Origin of the sequence: Luteibacter anthropi (assembly GCF_023699965.1) — a bacterium.
GTDB classification, from domain to species: Bacteria; Pseudomonadota; Gammaproteobacteria; order Xanthomonadales; family Rhodanobacteraceae; genus Luteibacter; species Luteibacter anthropi.
In genome coordinates this window covers 3,177,638-3,194,886 of sequence record NZ_CP077072.1, presented here as the reverse complement: position 1 = coordinate 3,194,886, position 17,249 = coordinate 3,177,638, and the positions used below count along the sequence as shown (strand labels likewise).

Genomic DNA, 17,249 nt, shown 5'->3' with positions numbered 1-17,249 from the left:
GGCCTGCGGTGTCCCTCGGGAAAGGAGGAGCCGCTGCGCGGCTCAGTGTTTTGATGGCTTGCGCCCCTTCGGGCACGGGGAGCGGGCGGGGTTTTTCGACTCGGCTCCTGCCTCGGCGAAAAAGGCCGGCCTTCCTGGCCGGCCCCCTTCGGGCCTTTTCCGCCCACTCCCCTCACCTCCATCAAGTCGCGCCAAGGGCCGCCCCCGCCGCCTCTGTCGAACGTGATCGCGGGCTGTTGTAGGAGCGCGCCTGCGCGCGACCGGTTGTCGCGAATACCTTCATCGATTCGATCCCACCGGTCGCGCGCAAGCACGCTCCTACAGGGGCGGGTTGTAAGCAAACTTTCATCTGCCCCACAGCCGCAGCTAAGGATGCCCTGTCATCGTTGCCATACGCCCGGATGGCCGGGTGGTTCCGGATTGTCATGTCGCCTGCGATTCCGCTTGCCCACCCTGAATCCCCCACGAAACGCGTGCCCTTTCATGGGCGCTTGCAGGCCCTTCGCCGCAAGGCCATGGGGTGGATCGTCCAGCGGATGTTCCCCAGCCAGGGCAACATCGTGGGTGCCGGCACCCTTCCCCGCCATGGCATCCAGCGCATCCTTGTCTGCCGGCCCAATCACCGGCTGGGGAACACCGTGCTGATGACGCCGCTGATGCAGGAGCTTGAGCGGCATTACCCCGGTTCCGAAGTGGATGTGCTTGCCACCGGGCAGGCCGCCCGCAGCATTTACGGCGGCTTTGCCACACTAGGCGAATTGCTTTTGCTTGATCGCCGAGCCTTGCGGCATCCGCTGAAAACGCTGAGTGTCCTGAGCCGCCTGCGCAGTCGACGCTATGATCTGGTGATCGATGCGGCCGCGGGTTCGTCATCCGGACGTATAGCGGCTGCGACGGCTCGTGCCCGCTACCAGTTGCGAATCGGTGATTTCGAAGACGGCATGCCCGTGCATTTCGCAGGACGGGCCATCCATGCGCTGCGCCGTGCATTGGGCGATGAAACCGTCACCGCCCTGCCCCGGCCCGATCTGAGGCTGAGCGACAGCGAGCGTCGCCACGGTGTCGACACGTTGCGCCGTGTTTTGCAGGGACACGATGACACCTTGCCCATCCTTGCGATCTTCCCCAATGCCACCGGTGCCAAGCGCCTGGATGAAGCATGGTGGCGCAGTTTCCTTGATACATTGCTTGGTGAAACAGGCCCTCGGCGCATCGTGGAACTGGTGGCGGCCGACGGCATCTCACGCGTGGGCAACGCCTATCCCACGTATTTCACCAGCGATCCGCGCAAGCTTGCCGCCGTGATTGACGCGGCCGGCATGTATATCAGTGCCGATTGCGGGGTCATGCATCTTGCCGCCGCGACCAGCGCCACGACGATCGGCCTGTTCGGCGCGACGGATCCGCAGCGCTATGCGCCGTACGGCGGTGACAATATCGGTTTCACCTGTGACGATGGCTGCCCCGTGCGTACTGCGCGACGTGTTGCCGCGCATCTGTCGTCGCGAAAGCAGGCCTGATCCGAAGCAATCAGACCGGCGTCAGCGGAATCATGTAGCCGAAGCCACGCACGGTCTGGATCGCTTCGGCGCTGAGTTTGCGACGTAGCGCGTGCACGAGTACTTCAAGGGCATTCGTGCCCACATCGGTTTCGCTGCCGTAGACGGAGTTCTCGATGGTTTCCCTGCGCACGATACGGCCTGCACGCTCCATGAGGATGCGCAGCAGGGCGAATTCGCGGCGGGTAAGCTCCACGCGTTCGCCGCGATAGTTCACTTCGAACGAGGCGAGATCGACGCGCAGCGCGCCGGCCTCGATGACGTTGTCGGCATGGCCTTGCGCGCGGCGTGCCAGTGAGCGGATGCGTGCCGCGAGTTCGTCGAGGTGAACAGGTTTCACGACGTAATCGTCGGCTCCGGCATCGAGGCCTTCCACTTTCGATCGCACGTCGTCGCGTGCCGTCATCACGAGCACCGGCGTGCGTACGCCGAGGCGTCGTGCTTCGCGCAGTACTTCGATGCCATCCTTGCGTGGCAGGCCCAGGTCGAGCAGCACCAGGTCGGAGGCCTCCTGTCGCAGGGCTTCCAGGGCTTCCGTGCCGGTGGTGAGCCAGGTCACGTTGTAGGACAACCGCTCCAGCGCGCGTTTGATCGCTGAGCCGAGCGGCACGTCATCTTCCACGACTACGATATTCACAGGCACCTCCGTCGATTTGCATTGTGCGTGAATACGAGGCCGATGTCCTGCTTTCGCAGGAGCGTGCCTGCGCGTGGCATGGCGATGATTCACATTTTTCGGCACAACGGGTCGCGCGCGAGGCGCGCTCCTACAGGGAGGCAGCGATCAGGCAGCAGCCCCCTTGCGCGCGACCAGACAGGCCAAAGCGCCGGAAATGACCATTCCAAGACAACGATCTACCCAATCGCGCCAGAACACACCCCGACACCTCCCTAGCATGGCCTCACTCCCTCAAGAGAATGCGAGCCATGCTCCCTCGAACATGGCCTGCCGCGATGCTATGCGTCGCGCTGGCCGGCTGCGCTTCACAGCCTCCCTTGCCCCCGCACACCACGGTGGCGCTCCCCGTCTCGACATCACCCGCTGCCGACACGACGCCGGATCGCTGGTGGACGCTCTATCGCCTCCCCGCGCTCGACGCAGCCGTCGCCGAGGCGCTGGCAAACAATCGCGACCTTCGCGTGGCCGAAGCCAACCTGCGCGAAGCACGTGCCGCCCTGGGCGAGGCGCGCCGCGAACGGCTGCCTACCACCACGCTTACCGCAGGCGCGGGATACGGCAGCGCGCTTGAGGACCAGATCGAAGCCGCCCTCAAGAACCAGCAGGCTATACGCACCGGCACACGCTATACGGCGGGCCTCGATGTGGAGTGGGAGGTTGACCTGTTCGGACGTCTTCGCCATGCCATCGGTGCTGCCCAGGCTCAGTCAGGCGCCATGGCCGCCGCCGAGGACGGTATGCGCATCGCGGTAGCGGCCGAAACGACGCGGGCGTGGCTCGGCGCCTGCACCTACGGACATCGCCTGGAAATAGCTCGTCATTCGCTTGCCCTCGTCGAACACGGGCGCGATGTCGCGCGAAGCCGCAGGGACGCAGGCGATGGCGTGTTGCTGGACGTCGTACGCGCCGAAGCGCTGGTCGAGCGCACGCGGGCATCGCTCGCACCGCTGGACGCCGCACGACAGCGCTCCTTAGCAGAGCTGGCCACGCTGATGGGCCGCACGCCTGATCGCGTACCCGGTGAAGCCTCTGCCTGCACCGCCCTGCCCTCGACGACCCTGCCGCCTCCCGATGGCGACGCCACGGCCATGCTTCGCCGGCGCCCTGACGTGCGTGAGGCGGAATACCAGCTTGCGACATCAAGCGCCCGCCTGGGTGAGATTCGCGCGGAACTGTGGCCGAAAGTGAGCTTCGGCGCCAGCATCGCGGGCTCTGCGCATCACCCGGATGGGCTTGACGATCATGCCGCGCGGATCTGGAACATCGGGCCGCTGCTTTCCTGGCAATTTCCAAATATCGCGGTCGTCCGCGCGCGTATCACCCAGGCCGGCGAACGGGAGAACGCTGCCCTCGCCCGCTTCGATGCCAGCATCCTCGATGCACTGAAGGACACTCGTCAGGCCCTGCTCTCCTATGAGGCTGCGCTACACGAACGGGAAGCGCTGGCAAACGCAGCCGAACGCAGTGCCACAGGCCTGCATCTCGCGGAAGCCTCCCGTGCCGCCGGTGCGATCGGGGCCCTGGAGCATCTGGACGCCCAGCGTGACGACGTGTCCGCGCAGGCCGCCCTGGCCGAATCGGATGGCCGTGTGATCGACACGCAGATCGCCCTGTTCAAGGCCCTCGGCGGCGGATGGCGCGATGCGCCACCCGTCGCGCTGCCTCACCCCGAGCGGGCCACGGCCTACCTCTCTTCCGGAACCACACCATGACCGACGCCACCATCAATGAAGCCGCGATCGATCGTCGCGCCCGCCACCGCGCCATCGCCATCTACGCCGGAGGCTTTCTTGCCGTGGCGATTCTCGCCTGGGGCGTTCACTGGTGGCGTACGGGTCGTTTCATCATTGCTACCGACGATGCCTACGCCCGGGCCGACATCGTCACCGTAGCGCCCCGGGTGCCCGGCTATCTTGTCGAGGTAGACGTGCACGACAACCAGCCGGTGAAGGCAGGCGACGTGCTGGCCCGCCTTGATGACCGCGACTACAAGGCTCGCGTGGAGCAGGCTGAAGCCGCATTGGCATCGGCAGAAGCCGAAGCGCGCGACCAGGAAGCGCGCATTGCCAATCTCGATGCGAGGCACAGGCAGCAGCAGAGTCTCGTGGACGAAGCGGTCGCCAACCTCACCGCGGCTTCGGCCGAGCGCGAACGCGCAGCTACCGAGGATCGCCGCCAGGCCACCCTCGTGGCGCAACAGGTCAGCAGCGAGCGCCAGCGCGAAGTAGCACTGGCCGATACACGCCGTGCAGGTGCAGGCGAGGCCTCTGCACGTGCCGCGCTGGAAGCGCGTCGGCAAGCCTTGCCCGTGCTGGATACCGAGCGGGCCAGCGCCGAAGCGGAGCACGCAAAGGCCCTCGCCGCACTGGCCGGCGCGAAGGCCCGCCTCACCCTGGCGACACTGGACCTGGAACACAGCGTGATCCGCGCCCCGCTGGATGGCACCGTCGGCCAGCGCAGCCTGCGTACCGGCCAGTACGTCGATGTGGGTACGCCCTTGCTCGCGGTCGTGCCTAACGAGCGCTATGTCATCGCCAACTTCAAGGAAACCCAGGTCGAACGCATGAAGCCCGGCCAGCCTGCACATGTGGACGTGGATGCCTATGGCGGCCTGAGCGTGCCAGGACACGTAGACAGCTTCGCCCCCGCATCCGGAGCACAGTTCGCCCTGCTGCCACCCGACAACGCCACCGGCAACTTCACCAAGATCGTGCAGCGCATGCCGGTGCGCATCCGCCTCGATGCCTCGCGCGAAACGCTGGCCGGCATCCGCCCCGGCATGTCGGTGATAGCCACCGTGGACACCCACGATGAATGAACAGGATCAGGAGACCGTATCGCTACGCACCTGGGTGGCCGTGCTGGGCAGCGTGGTCGGCTGTTTCATGGCGGGCATGAACGTGCACGTCACCAATGCCTCGTTGCCGGACGTGCGCGGCTCGCTGGGCGCCACGTTCGAGGAAGGCTCATGGATCACCACCGCCTATCTCGTCGCCGAAATCGTGATCATCCCGATGACCGGCTGGCTGGTGTCGGTGTTCACGATGCGCCGCGTGCTCATGGTGGGCACGGCGGGGTTCGTGGTGTTTTCCATTGCCTGCTCGCTGGCACCCAATATACAGACGATGATCCTCGCGCGTGCCCTGCAGGGTGCCTTCGGTGGCGTGCTCATTCCCTTGTCGTTTCAGCTGATCGTGGCAGAGCTGCCAGCGGTGAAACACCCGCTGGGCATGGCCCTTTTCGCCGTGGCGAACAATGTGGCGCAGGCCGCCGGCCCCTCGCTCGGCGGCTGGCTGACCGATGCTTACTCATGGCGCTGGATTTTCTATCTCCAGATACCCCCGGGCCTGCTCCTGCTGGCGGCCATCGGCTGGTCCGTGCGTCCGCAGCCCACGCATGTCCATCGCCTGCGGCAGGGTGACTGGGGTGGCATCGCTGCCATGGCCATCGGCCTGTCCGCCTTGCAGATCATGCTGGAAGAAGGGGGGCGCGAGGACTGGTTTGCGTCGTCGTTCATCGTCTGGTGCACGGCCATCGCCGTGATCGGCATCATCACCTTTATCGTGGTGGAACTGCGTCGCAAGGAGCCTTTGCTCAACCTGCGTCTGCTCACCAGCTACAACTTCGGCATGGCAAGCCTCATGCAGTTCACCTTTGGCGCCGTCGTGTTCGGTGTCGTGTTCCTCGTACCGAACTACTTCGCGGAAGTGCATGGCTATAACGCCCGGCAGATCGGCCTGCTGATGATCCCCTACGGCCTCGTCCAGTTCGTGATGTCGTTTGCCACGCCGCGCCTGATGCGCCTGACCAGCCCGCGCACCGTCATCATTGCCGGCTTCGCCATGACAGCTCTGGGCTGCCTCATGAACATCCATCTCAATCCTGATGCTTCCGCCAACGTGATCGTACCGTCGCTGGTCGTGCGTGGCGTGGGACAGTCGCTGATCGTGGTAGCGCTGGGCGTGCTCGCCATCCAGGGGCTGCGCAAGGAGCAGCTGGGCTCGGCATCCGGGCTGTTTTCGATGGTGCGCAACGTCGGCGGCGCCATCGGCATCGCCATCTCCAGCCAGCTCGTGGTGGAGCGCACGCGCTTCCACGCCCAGCGGATCGGTGAATCGGTAAATCCGTTCGAGCCGGCCACCCGCGAGCGCATCGCCTCGTTGTCCCACATGCTGGCCAATGCCGGCGGCGAGGGGACCGCCCTGCTGCGCCAGCGTGCCCTGTGGCTGATGGATCGCCTGGTGCATCGCGACGCCACCCTGCTCGCCTATAGCGACACGTTCTATCTCGCAGGCATCGCGATGCTGGTCTGCGTCGGTGGCGGTTTCATGCTGCGGCGGCGCTAGCGATAGAACGCCGACGGCGACACGCCGAACTGGCGCTTGAACACGGCAGCGAAGGCGCTCTGGCTTTCGTAGCCGTGCTCAAGCGCCACGCGCAGCACAGGCAGGCCTTCCGCCAGTGCCTCCAGCGACCCCAGAAGGCGGGCCTGCTGGCGCCAGCGCCCGAAGGTGATGCCGGTGCCACGCAGGAACTGCCGGTGAAACGTCTTCGGACTCATGGCCAGCCGCAACGCCCAGCTACCCGCCGTGGTTTCGTCGGCCGGATGGCTGACCAGCTCCGTGCAGACACGACGTATGCGCGGATCGTCAGGCCATGGCAGGTGCAGCGGCAGCAGTGGCGATACCCGCAGTTCGTCGAGCAGAAGGCGCATGACGCGACCGTCCCTGCTGTCCGCGTCGCGTACCTGCCCCGCCTCCGTGGCCGCGAGGATCAACTCGCGCAGCAGCGGCGACACCTCGATCACGCAATCGCGCACCGGCAGGCCCGGCGCGGCATGGGCATCGACGAATACGCTGCGCATACGTGCCTGCCCGCGCATGCGCACCGAGTGCGCCACGCCTGCCTGCAACCACACGCCACGGTTGGGCGGCACCACCCAGTGCCCGGCATCGGTCACTACCACGAGCACGCCTTCCACCGCATAGACCAGCTGGGAGCGTGCGTGGCTGTGAGGCGCGATGACGTGCCCGTTGGGGTAATCGACAGCGACACCGCTGACCGGCATCGCCATGGGATCGAAATGGATGTCCATGGCACCTTATTGCAATTGCGAGTCATTCTCAACAAGGATACCATGTGGGTATCCGTCCACTACGAGGCCAGAGGATGCCTGACCGTGACCCGGACGCCACGGGGGCGCCGACGTTCGCCGCACTGCTGGAGAGCCGATACGGCGAACTGAGGCAGTTTGCCCTGCGCCGGGGCGGTTCGCCCAGCCTGGCGGATGACGTGATACAGGACGCATGGCTGCGCCTGTCCGCCGAACGCCAGTCCCGGGCCGACAGCAGTGGTGTCGGCAATCCCCTGGCCTACGTGTACCGCGTCGTGGCCAATCTTGTCATCGACCGGCAACGCCAGGGCATGCTGCACGACCGACACTTCCACGACGATGCCCCTGCCGACCAGGTGGCCACCCCGGCACCCTCGCCCTTCCAGGTGGTGGCCGGCCAGCAGGAGTACGCCCTGCTGCAACAGGCTGTCCGCGAATTGCCGCCGAAGTGCCGGGAGGTGTTCCTGCTTTACCGGGCCGAGCACCTGACCATGCGCCAGATCGGCGAACGCCTGGGCATTTCGCCGAAAACGGTGGAGAACCACATCGCCCATGCCATGCTGGCCTGCCGTCGACGCGTGAAATCGGCAGGACACGGCCCATGAGGGTGGGGGAAACCTTCCCGCCCGAACGTCATTGCTCATGAAGGGTGACCTGACACCGGGCGCGATCATCGCCGACCACCCATTCCGGACCGCGGATAGGCACATGGACCAGCAACCGACCATCGACGACGACTGTTTTGCCGAAGCCGTGCGCTGGCATGCGCGACTGCGCGATGCCGACGCGGCTCTGCGCGCTTCGCATGCCAGCTGGCTCGCTGCCGACCCGCGCCACCCGCAAGCCATGGACGAGGTGGAAGCCCTTTACGGAAAACTTGAAGCTCCCGTGCTGGCGGAACTCCGCCCCCTGCGCCAACGGCATTCGGCACGTCGTCGCGGCATGGCGGGACTCGCCATAGCCGCCTGTCTCGTGCTGGCGGTCACGGCAACCATCTACTGGCCGGATACGCATGATGCCTCGACGGGCATCGGCCAGTCGAAGGACGTGATGCTGGCCGACGGCAGCAAGGTCACGCTCAACACGAACTCTGCGATCGACGTGGACATCGACGCGACGCATCGCGATATCCGCCTGGTACACGGCGAAGCGTTTTTCCACGTCGCGCACGATGCAGCCCGTCCTTTTACGGTGCATACCGAATACGGGCAGGCACGTGTGCTGGGGACCGTGTTCGACGTGCGGATGGATGAAAGGCAGACACGGGTCGGCGTCGTGGAGGGACGGGTCGCCGTGCAGGGAGGCGGAGGCGGAGGCGGAGGCGGAGGCGGAGGCGGAGGCGAGAGCTTGACCCTTCTGGCCGGGGACGCCGCCGCGCTGGATATGTCGGGTGCGCATGAGGCCGTCGATGGCGAAGCCGATGCCCTCGCCGCATGGACGCGTGGCCAGCTCGTTTTCTACCGGGCGCCGCTGGCCGACGTGATGACGGAGATCGACCGCTACCGGCACGGCACCACCTGGGTACGCGGCGATGTGCTGCGACGGCTGCCGGTCTCCGGTGCCTTCGACGTGCGCGACCCGAACAAGGCGCTGGACGCCGTGGTGGCATCCCTCCACCTGAAACGCACCCGGCTGGGCCCCCTGATAACCCTGGTGTACTGAGCTGTTGTAGGAGCGCGCCTTGCGCGCGACCGGATGCGCGGAAACAGTGCTGTGTTGCGCGACGAACGGTCGCGCGCAAGGCGCGCTCCTACATGTCGCGGCAGGCCCATTGCTTCGCGTCCTTTAAAAAAATCGAAAATTCCTTGGGGGATTCGCAGGTTCCCGTACGTCTATGTGGGCAGGCAGGCAATGCGACTCATTCGCATCTCCTGCAATACCACTCAGGGACCGCACCTCACCCATGGCCTACAAGACCACGCCCCGCCGCTCGCCTGCGTCACTGCCGACGCTCCTGGCCGCCGCCATCATCCTCGCCCTCGGTACCGTGGCGACCACGCGTGCGCAGGAGGCCCCGGCCGCCGGTGAGTCCACGAAGCATGCCGTGGACATCCCCGCCCAGTCGCTGCCGCGGGCACTCGCTGCGCTGTCCTCGCAGACACGGTTGCAGGTGATCTACAGCGACGAAGCGCCCTACGCCATCCAGGCACCTGCATTGAAGGGTAATTACAGCGACACCGAAGCGCTCGACCATCTTCTGCAGGGCTCCGGCCTGCGCTGGAAGCAGGTCGGCCCCGGAGTGGTGACCCTGGAGAAGGCCACTGACAGCCCGAAAGGGGATGTGGTAACCGGCACGTTATCCGTGGAATCCAGCACGCCTCGCGGCCAGGCGACGGGTGAGGCGCGTGATCGCCAGGGCTACGATGCGGTTTACGACAATGATTTCTCCAGCGTCTACAAGGGACGCCAGGAAATCGAACGCTATCGCGGCAGCAACCCGGCCGACCTGCTGAAGGGCATGGTCAACGTCTACAGCGGCGATGCGCGCAACAGCGGTGCGCTTGACCCGAACATCCGCGGTATCGAGGGCCCCGGTCGGGTGCCCGTGCTGATCGACGGCACGCAGCAGGCCATCACCGTATGGCGTGGCTACAACGGCGCGAACAACCGCGCGTATATCGATCCCTCGCTGATCGGCGGCATCCAGGTACTGAAGGGCCCCACCACCGCACGCGACGTGGATGGCGGCATCGGTGGCGCCGTGGTGGTAAAGACGCTGGACGTGGACGATGTACTGCAGCCGGGCCACACGGTGGGCCTGGACATCAAGGCCGAGGGCGCGAACAACTCGACGTCGCCACGCTTCCCTTCCCTGCTCACCGGTCAGGACTATCGCAACGTGCCTGGTTTCCCCGGTACGGCAAGCGGACCGGTGGGCACGCTTCCCAATTCGCCCTACTCCGATCCGACGCTGCGCCAGCGTGTTCGTGACGACGCGCAGACACTGAGCATGGGCGACCGCGCCTATCGCCTGGCCTTTGCTGCGAAGGAAGGCGACTTCGATTACCTGGCCGCCTATGCGTATCGCAAGCGCGGCAACTACTTCTCGGGCAAGAACGACGCGGGCTATTACACCCAGCAAGGCCTCGCCGCCGGTTCGAACAACATCATCCGGCAACTGGGCAACGCCTATCAGCCGGGCGACGAAGTGCCGAACACCTCCAGCGAAATGCAGTCGTGGATGGGCAAGATCACCTGGCATATCTCGCCCGACCAGAGCCTCCAGCTAGGCGCGCGTGACACCCTGTCGCGCTATGGCGAGATCATGCCCTCGCGCATCTTCCTGAGCGGCGTGCAGGACATCGGTGCCATCCAGTGGCCAGAAAGCAAGGTGGATGCGAAAGCCTACAACCTCGAATACCGCTGGAATCCCGACAGCCCGTGGCTCGACCTGCATGCCAACGCATGGACCACGCGCACGGCCAGTCATACGTACAGCGCCGGCGGTTTCCCCAACTATGCCCAGGGCCTGACCGATCCGATCATCCGCAATACCGCACTGGCGAACGCACAGAACAACCGCGTCGGGCTGACGCTGAGCAATCGCATGCAGTTCGGCGATCGCGTGGACTTCACCGTGGGCGGCAACTGGCAGCACGAGAAACTGTCGTCCAGCGACGTGTGGAACGGCACCTTCGACGGCTGGCGGCAATTTCCGCGCGCCGGACGGCGCCAGGAATACGACATCCACTTCGACGTGCAGTGGCGCCCCACCGATGCACTCACCCTGGATGGTGGCATGCGTTACTCCGGCTACAAGGCGCATGACGACTTCCTGGCCGCGCAGATTCGTGCGGGCAAGGGCGATTACTTCAACAGCACCGTCTACGACAAGCGCACGCTGAGCTACCAGACGATCGAGAACACGCCGGACAAGTTCGTGGAATCCCTCCGGCCCGGACTCGTCGAGTCCGGTCTTGCAGGCCAGGATCTCCAGGACGTCCTCGACATCCTGCGCCAGTCCATGGAAGGACAGACGTACAACTTCGACAACACCGTGGACTGGAAGCCGGATGCGAACGGCAGGTATCACCGTGCCGACGACATCTGCGTCAATGGGTTCCTTTCCTCAGTGAAGAACCTCGCCCCCGGCACCAGCTGCGGCATCGGCCTGCAATCCGTGGCCCCTACCATCGTGAAGGCCACGGCAAAGACCCAGCGTGGTCACGGCTGGGCGCCCTGGTTCTCGGCCAGCTACCAGTTCACACCGAACAGCCGCGCCTATGTGCGCTACGCCCAGGCCTACCGTTTTCCCAGCCTGTTCGAGAGCACCATCGGCTTCTCCGCATCGATCAATCCGCTCAACGACCTGAAGCCCGAGCACGCCTACACCTGGGAGGTGGGCTACATCCACGACCTGCGCGACCTGTTCGGTCTGGAGACCGAACACCGCGCCGACGTGAAGATCGACTGGTTCAGCAACATCACCCGCGACGTGATCGAGCGCAACACCTATCTGCAGTTCACCAACATCGACAAGAAGGTGATTCGCGGCCTTGAGCTTCAGGGACGATTCGACAATGGCCGCTTCTTCACCGATTTCGGTGTCGCGAAGACGCTGACCGACAAGGCCTGCGACGAGAGCACCGCCATCCAGCTGGACCCGGCGCGAGGTCGCGTACCGAACTGCATGAACTACGGCTTCGTGAGCAGTTACCTGCTGACCCAGGCCACGCCGAAGTTCTCCGCGAACCTTACCCTCGGCGCCCGCTTCTTCAACAAGGCGCTGGAAGTCGGTACGCGCACGGTCTACTACCGTGGCTATTCCAATCCCCAGCTCGATCGCTATGTCGGCCAGGGCACCATCGGCGGTTACGGCCTGAACGTGCCGTACACGTGGGGCACCATCGTCACCTACGACGCCTATGCCGACTACAAGCTGCGCAACGGCATGACCTTCGAGCTGGCCGGCACCAATCTCGGTAACCGCTATTACGTCGATCCGCTCACCCGCTCACTGATGCCCGCCCCGGGTCGGACGCTTCGCCTCAGCGTGAATGCGCGGTTCTGACTGAACCTCATGGAGCTACAGCTGGCCCGCCATGGATGGTGGGGAATACCGCGCTCAGCCGACGCCGGCGCTTCCTCACTCAAGGAGAATTCAGATGCAAGGTTTCCCCCTCAAGGCCCTCGGCCTGCTTTCCGTCGGCGCGCTGCTGCTCGCCGGTTCCGCCCATGCCCAGGTCGTGGGTGCGGTCAGCAACAACAACATCAGCGCCGGTTCCTCCACCGTCAATGGCGGTCCGCACCATTCGGGTCTGCCGGGCATCGGCGTGCCCTCGACCGGCACCAGCAGCCTGGTGGATTTCGCCGGCCTCACCGCCTACGGCAGCACGGATGCCAAGGGCGTCACCTTCCTCAACTTCGCCAGCCCGACGCCGCCTGCCGGTTCCCCGCCGGACCACACCCAGCTGGGTTCCTTCCACTTCGCCAAGGTGAGCAACGCCAACGTCTACTACGGTGAGTGGTCGCAGACGGCCAGTGCCGCCGACGGCACCCACGCCACGTACTACGCGGGCGACACCGCCGGCACCACCGTGCCGACCACGGGCACGGCCAGCTACGCCGTGCAGGGCATCAGCGATTACGCCAGCAATGGTGCGCTCGCCGGTACCTTCCAGGCCAACTTCGCCAGCCGCCAGCTGACCGGCTCGGTGTCCAACGGCAACTACACCGTCAACATCGGTACCGCCACCATCGCCGGGGCGAACATCGTGGGTGCCGGCGGCTCGGCCAGCGTCGGTGGCGTGGGCGTGGCTTCGAACGGCTCGGTGAACGGTCGCTTCTTCGGCGCCAACGCGGCATCGGTGGCGGGCATCGTCTCGTTCGCCAATGCACGCCAGTACAACACCGCGTTCGGCGGTGCCAAGCAGTGATCCCGTGAGGATGACCCCTCGTCATCCGCCACGCGACAGGGAGCGGGGGGCCTTCACGGGGCCCCCGCTCCTCTTCGCGTTGGCAATGCTCATCGCCTGCCCTGCCCTGCGCGCCCAGACCGTGGACGATACCCGCTTGCGTCTCGACCAGACCGGCGAGCGTCGCGAAGCCGCGCGTGAGAAACGCCTGGTCGAAGACGCGGATACGTCGAGCATCGTCATCGACGGCAAGACCTATAGCGTGGGCGACACCATCAGCGACGTGGGCGAAGCGCTCTACGTCTCCCTGGAAAAGCACAGCTGGAACGACGCACGCCGCTTTCTTGCACGCTACGAGACGATGGCTGGGGCCGACCCCATGCTGCTGCACTACGCACGTGGCGGCCTTGCGCGCGAAGACGGTAACCTCGATCGCGCGGAACGCGAGTACCGCGAACTACTGGCCTTGCAGGACGACTTCCTGCCCGGACAGCTCGAACTCGCCCGCGTGCTCTTCGAAAACCAGGAAGACAGGGACGCCGAAGCCTTGTTCCGGCGCATCGGCGAGCGCCTTCCCGCCAGCGACGAGAAGATGGCCGGTGTGCGCAAGAGCGTGGATACCTTCATTGATGCCTTGAAGCGACGTCGTGGGTGGCAGGGCTCGTTTGCCATCGGACCGTCGTACAACGACAACCTCAACCAGACCTCGGCCAGCGAGACCTGCCTGCTCGTGGGTCCGGACGGCACCTGCTTCATCAATCGCAAGGTGCCCCCGGCCATCGGCTCCCGTGGCGTGAATTTCGAGGGCAGCCTGCTCCGGCGCATGCCGTTGTCGGGGCACAGCGGCATCTACCTGCGTTCGTTTGCCTTTGGCGACATCTACCCCGGCTATTCACGCTACAACCAGGTCACCAGCGTCACCCAGATCGGTTACGACCATCGCAGTGCCCACGACACCTGGGCCATCGCGCCGAGCTTCGATGCCGGCACCTACGGTACCGGCCTGCTCTACACCGCGTGGGGCGGGCATGCCGAATGGATTCACGACGTCGATGCCAGCACGACGTTCAAGCTGGAGACGGATCGCAAGCAGTTCCGTTACAAGCAGCCCGGTTACAACGCCTACGATGGCGCGCTCAGCGATGCCTTCGCCACGCTGTGGTACCAGCTGCCACGGCAGTGGACGGTGTTCGGTGGCCTCGACCTCGTGGATAAGAACGCGCGTGACGTCACCCAGGGTTTCCGCCAGCGTGGCGCCCGCATCGGCGTGGTACGCGCCTGGGGGAGTGCCTTCACCACCTATCTGTCGGCATCGTTTCGTTACCGCGACTACGCGGCGTATAGCGACATGCTGGAAGCACGTCGCCACGATGTCGAACGCAACATCATCTTCATCCTTGGCATGCCCAGGTTCCGCTTCATGGGGCTGACACCGAGTGTCACCGCCCAGATCAACCGCGTGCGCAGCAATGTGGGCTGGCTGTACAGCTATCAGCGGCGCCAGGTCAGTTTCCGTCTCGAACACACCTTCTGAACCGATATGACTACCATCGACATCACCTCACGTGCCCGCCGTCTCGCCGAAGCCACCCGCCCCATGCACAGCGAGCTGGATAAGCTCATCATGGCCGGGCAGCCCTTCGCCTCGCGCGAGAACTACACGCGCTTCCTGCGCATGCAGTACCGGCTGCATCGCGCCGCCGATCCGCTCTTTCACCATGCGGCATACGCCGTGATGCTGCCTGACCTGCCCGAACGCCGGCGGCTTCCCGCTCTCATGGATGACATGATCGCCCTGGGCGTCGAACGCCCGGAAAAGGATGCATCTCCCTTCGCCGGCGGCATCGACCCGGCAACAGGTCTGGGCTGGCTCTACGTCATCGAGGGTTCCAACCTCGGCGCGGCCATTCTGCTCAAGCTAGCGGCGAAACTGGATCTCACCCCCGGTTTTGGCGCGAGCCATCTCGCCACGCCTGAAGACGGCCGGGCCGGCCACTGGCGTGGCTTCGTGTCGGCACTGGATGCCGCCGAACTGGACGACAACCAGGAGCGTCGCGCGGTCGAGGGCGCCAAGGCCGCCTTTGCGCACGCCCTGGTGCTCACCCGGGAATGCTTCGCATGAACACCCAGGATATGCCGGCCACCGATGCATGGTCGATGCTGGTCCACGCCAACGGCGTGGTCCAGGCCGTGATGCTGCTGCTCGCCCTCGCCTCCTTCGCCACCTGGACCATCCTGCTGGCCAAGACGTGGGAACTGCGCGGTTTCCGACGACGGGTGGAAGATGCCAGTGAATACCTCCAGCAATCCAGCGTGCTGCCCACGGCCGCCTCCCTGCCACCGGGGGTCGTGCAGGCACTGGTCGAGGCAGCCTGGAACGAACGCCGTCATTCTGCCGGGCTGCGCGAACGCCAGGGCATCAAGGAACGTACGGCATCACGCATGGCCAGCGTCGAGCGCGCATGGGTGCGCAAGCTCCGCCACGGTACGGCGCTGCTGGCGACGATCGGCTCGACTGCCCCCTTCGTCGGCCTGTTCGGCACCGTATGGGGCATCATGAACAGCTTCACCGGCATCGCCCGTGCGCATACCACCAGCCTCGCCGTGGTGGCGCCCGGTATCGCAGAAGCCCTGATGGCGACCGCCATCGGCCTGGCCGCCGCCATTCCCGCCGTGATCATCTACAACCACTTCACCCGCTCGGTAGGCGCCTTGCGCTCGGCCATTGCGGATCTGTCCTCACGCGTGATGGAACTGGTATCGCGCGACCTCGACCGCCAGCACGAAGCACCGGATGCGTTCTCGCAGCGTCGCCGCGAGGCCGTGCCGTGAGCTTTCGCACCGAGGATGACAGCGAGGAACTGGAACCGGCGCATGAGATCAACGTCACGCCGTTCATCGACGTGATGCTGGTATTGCTCATCATCTTCATGGTGGCGGCACCGCTCGCCACGGTGGATGCACCCGTCGACCTGCCTGCAAGCAACGCGAGCGTGCGGCCCCGTGATGACAGTCCGCTCTATCTCACCGTTGCCGCCGACGGCGGGTGGAAGCTGGACGATGAAACCGTGCAGCCGGCTACGCTTAAAGATGCACTGGACCGGCGCACGCAGGCCGACCATGAGCGTCGCGTGCTTTTGCGTGGCGATCGCACCCTGTCCTATGAGCGGCTCATGGATGCCATGAATGCCTTGCGCGACGCGGGCTATACACACATGGCACTGGTCGGGCTGGAGCGCGATCACGGATGAATGCCGATCGTCTGCGCTGGAGCATCAGCGCCTTCGTGGTGGCGGTGGCCTTCGCCCTGCTGATTGCCGTCGTCGCGTGGCTGGGCATGGATCGCCCGGTGGTGCCGGCGGAGCTGCCGATGGAAGCCATTGCCATCGAACCGGCGCCGATGCCCTCGGCGCCCCCGGCACCCATGACGCAACAGCAGACCGGCCCGTTGAAGGAAGCTCGTTCCAGCACTGCCTCCAGACCCACTCCCCCGCGCCATATCGCACCGCCACCTGCTCCCGTGAAGGACGTGGTTGCAGGCACGCCGGAACCCGTCGTATCCGCAGACACCGCAAAAGCCGAAAAGGCATCCGACGAAAGCAGCGCACCGCCGCATGTCGATGCCCCTGCTTCGGAGCGTTATGCGGCACCGTCTACCCAAGCGGCGGATGGTGCATTGCTGAAAGCCGAATGGCAGAGCACCTTGCTAGCGTGGCTGAAGCGCTATCGCCGCTATCCGAGGCAATCCGAACGCCTGCACCAGGAAGGCGTCGTATGGGTGCGCTTCGCCGTGGACCGCCAGGGTCGAGTCGCCGATCCAGTCATTCAGAAGGCTTCCGGATATCCCCTGCTGGATGAAGAAGCGCTGGCCACCGTGCGCCGTTCCAGCCCGCTGCCCCCTCCGCCCACCGACGTTCCCGGCAACCCCGTGATGGTGCTCGTACCAATCAACTTCTTCCTCACCCCCCTGTAGGAGCGCGCCTTGCGCGCGACCGGTATGGCGAACACATGAATGGTTTCGCGACGACCGGTCGCGCGCGAGG

The 17,249-nt window shown here is 65.3% G+C and carries 15 protein-coding genes; 13 read left to right on the top strand and 2 right to left on the bottom strand.

The genetic code is table 11. The features are described from left to right. Positions 1–425 precede the first annotated feature (425 nt). Positions 426–1,520, top strand: coding sequence for a glycosyltransferase family 9 protein (locus KR767_RS13895; protein WP_250876698.1), 1,095 nt, complete (start codon positions 426–428; stop codon positions 1,518–1,520). Positions 1,521–1,530: 10 nt separating this feature from the next. Here KR767_RS13895 and KR767_RS13890 read toward each other — a convergent pair whose 3' ends face one another. Continuing rightward, on the bottom strand, positions 1,531–2,196 hold the full coding sequence (locus tag KR767_RS13890; RefSeq protein WP_250876697.1) for a response regulator: 666 nt from the start codon (positions 2,194–2,196) through the stop codon (positions 1,531–1,533). 290 nt (positions 2,197–2,486) lie between these two features. Here KR767_RS13890 and KR767_RS13885 point away from each other — a divergent pair, with 290 nt between their 5' ends. The 3 genes from KR767_RS13885 to KR767_RS13875 are packed head-to-tail and all read left to right on the top strand — an operon-like array spanning position 2,487 to position 6,584. Further along, positions 2,487–3,950, top strand: coding sequence for an efflux transporter outer membrane subunit (locus tag KR767_RS13885; RefSeq protein ID WP_250876696.1), 1,464 nt, complete (start codon positions 2,487–2,489; stop codon positions 3,948–3,950). Continuing rightward, positions 3,947–5,056 carry an HlyD family secretion protein gene (locus tag KR767_RS13880; RefSeq protein WP_250876695.1) on the top strand — a complete coding sequence of 370 codons (1,110 nt, stop codon included), beginning with the start codon at positions 3,947–3,949 and terminating at the stop codon, positions 5,054–5,056. Before KR767_RS13885 ends, KR767_RS13880 begins: the two co-directional genes overlap by 4 nt. Then, the gene (locus tag KR767_RS13875; RefSeq protein ID WP_250876694.1) at positions 5,049–6,584 is read left to right on the top strand and encodes a DHA2 family efflux MFS transporter permease subunit; all 1,536 of its coding nucleotides are present in this window, start codon (positions 5,049–5,051) and stop codon (positions 6,582–6,584) included. Before KR767_RS13880 ends, KR767_RS13875 begins: the two co-directional genes overlap by 8 nt. Here KR767_RS13875 and KR767_RS13870 read toward each other — a convergent pair. Beyond that, positions 6,581–7,333 carry an AraC family transcriptional regulator gene (locus KR767_RS13870; protein ID WP_250876693.1) on the bottom strand — a complete coding sequence of 251 codons (753 nt, stop codon included), beginning with the start codon at positions 7,331–7,333 and terminating at the stop codon, positions 6,581–6,583. The genes KR767_RS13875 and KR767_RS13870 overlap by 4 nt on opposite strands. Positions 7,334–7,407: 74 nt before the next feature. On the opposite strand from KR767_RS13870, the gene KR767_RS13865 reads away from it, so the two are divergent. The 9 genes from KR767_RS13865 (at position 7,408) to KR767_RS13825 (ending at position 17,179) form a co-directional block, all read left to right on the top strand. Further along, positions 7,408–7,956: an RNA polymerase sigma factor gene (locus KR767_RS13865; protein ID WP_250876692.1), complete on the top strand. Its 549-nt coding sequence runs from the start codon at positions 7,408–7,410 to the stop codon at positions 7,954–7,956. A gap of 103 nt (positions 7,957–8,059) precedes the next feature. Further along, a complete protein-coding gene (locus tag KR767_RS13860) occupies positions 8,060–9,013 on the top strand; it encodes a FecR family protein (protein ID WP_250876691.1) in 954 nt (317 codons plus the stop codon). Positions 9,014–9,254: 241 nt separating this feature from the next. Further along, a complete protein-coding gene (locus tag KR767_RS13855; protein WP_250876690.1) occupies positions 9,255–12,362 on the top strand; it encodes a TonB-dependent receptor in 3,108 nt (1,035 codons plus the stop codon). A 94-nt stretch (positions 12,363–12,456) separates the two neighbouring features. Then, positions 12,457–13,227: a Slam-dependent surface lipoprotein gene (locus KR767_RS13850; protein ID WP_166949282.1), complete on the top strand. Its 771-nt coding sequence runs from the start codon at positions 12,457–12,459 to the stop codon at positions 13,225–13,227. An 85-nt stretch (positions 13,228–13,312) separates the two neighbouring features. Continuing rightward, positions 13,313–14,740, top strand: a complete 1,428-nt coding sequence (locus tag KR767_RS13845) for a surface lipoprotein assembly modifier (RefSeq protein WP_250876689.1) — start codon at positions 13,313–13,315, stop codon at positions 14,738–14,740. Between the two features lie 6 nt (positions 14,741–14,746). Further along, positions 14,747–15,328, top strand: a complete 582-nt coding sequence (locus KR767_RS13840; protein ID WP_250876688.1) for a biliverdin-producing heme oxygenase — start codon at positions 14,747–14,749, stop codon at positions 15,326–15,328. Further along, positions 15,325–16,038: a tonB-system energizer ExbB gene (exbB, locus tag KR767_RS13835; RefSeq protein ID WP_250876687.1), complete on the top strand. Its 714-nt coding sequence runs from the start codon at positions 15,325–15,327 to the stop codon at positions 16,036–16,038. The genes KR767_RS13840 and exbB overlap by 4 nt, the downstream gene beginning before the upstream one ends. Beyond that, complete coding sequence (gene exbD, locus KR767_RS13830; protein WP_250876686.1) at positions 16,035–16,457, top strand: TonB system transport protein ExbD; 423 nt, start codon at positions 16,035–16,037, stop codon at positions 16,455–16,457. Before exbB ends, exbD begins: the two co-directional genes overlap by 4 nt. Beyond that, the gene (locus KR767_RS13825) at positions 16,454–17,179 is read left to right on the top strand and encodes an energy transducer TonB (RefSeq protein WP_250876685.1); all 726 of its coding nucleotides are present in this window, start codon (positions 16,454–16,456) and stop codon (positions 17,177–17,179) included. The genes exbD and KR767_RS13825 overlap by 4 nt, the downstream gene beginning before the upstream one ends. Positions 17,180–17,249 lie beyond the last annotated feature (70 nt).

Excerpts from the sequence above, each read along its gene's own strand:
- exbB (WP_250876687.1), top strand. The coding sequence starts at position 15,325 with ATGAACACCCAGGATATGCCGGCCACCGATGCATGGTCGATGCTGGTC.
- KR767_RS13865 (WP_250876692.1), top strand. The coding sequence starts at position 7,408 with ATGCCTGACCGTGACCCGGACGCCACGGGGGCGCCGACGTTCGCCGCA.
- KR767_RS13860 (WP_250876691.1), top strand. The coding sequence starts at position 8,060 with ATGGACCAGCAACCGACCATCGACGACGACTGTTTTGCCGAAGCCGTG.
- KR767_RS13875 (WP_250876694.1), top strand. The coding sequence starts at position 5,049 with ATGAATGAACAGGATCAGGAGACCGTATCGCTACGCACCTGGGTGGCC.
- KR767_RS13880 (WP_250876695.1), top strand. The coding sequence starts at position 3,947 with ATGACCGACGCCACCATCAATGAAGCCGCGATCGATCGTCGCGCCCGC.
- KR767_RS13850 (WP_166949282.1), top strand. The coding sequence starts at position 12,457 with ATGCAAGGTTTCCCCCTCAAGGCCCTCGGCCTGCTTTCCGTCGGCGCG.
- KR767_RS13885 (WP_250876696.1), top strand. The coding sequence starts at position 2,487 with ATGCTCCCTCGAACATGGCCTGCCGCGATGCTATGCGTCGCGCTGGCC.
- KR767_RS13845 (WP_250876689.1), top strand. The coding sequence starts at position 13,313 with ATGCTCATCGCCTGCCCTGCCCTGCGCGCCCAGACCGTGGACGATACC.
- KR767_RS13825 (WP_250876685.1), top strand. The coding sequence starts at position 16,454 with ATGAATGCCGATCGTCTGCGCTGGAGCATCAGCGCCTTCGTGGTGGCG.
- KR767_RS13840 (WP_250876688.1), top strand. The coding sequence starts at position 14,747 with ATGACTACCATCGACATCACCTCACGTGCCCGCCGTCTCGCCGAAGCC.
- KR767_RS13895 (WP_250876698.1), top strand. The coding sequence starts at position 426 with ATGTCGCCTGCGATTCCGCTTGCCCACCCTGAATCCCCCACGAAACGC.
- KR767_RS13870 (WP_250876693.1), bottom strand. The coding sequence starts at position 7,333 with ATGGACATCCATTTCGATCCCATGGCGATGCCGGTCAGCGGTGTCGCT.
- KR767_RS13855 (WP_250876690.1), top strand. The coding sequence starts at position 9,255 with ATGGCCTACAAGACCACGCCCCGCCGCTCGCCTGCGTCACTGCCGACG.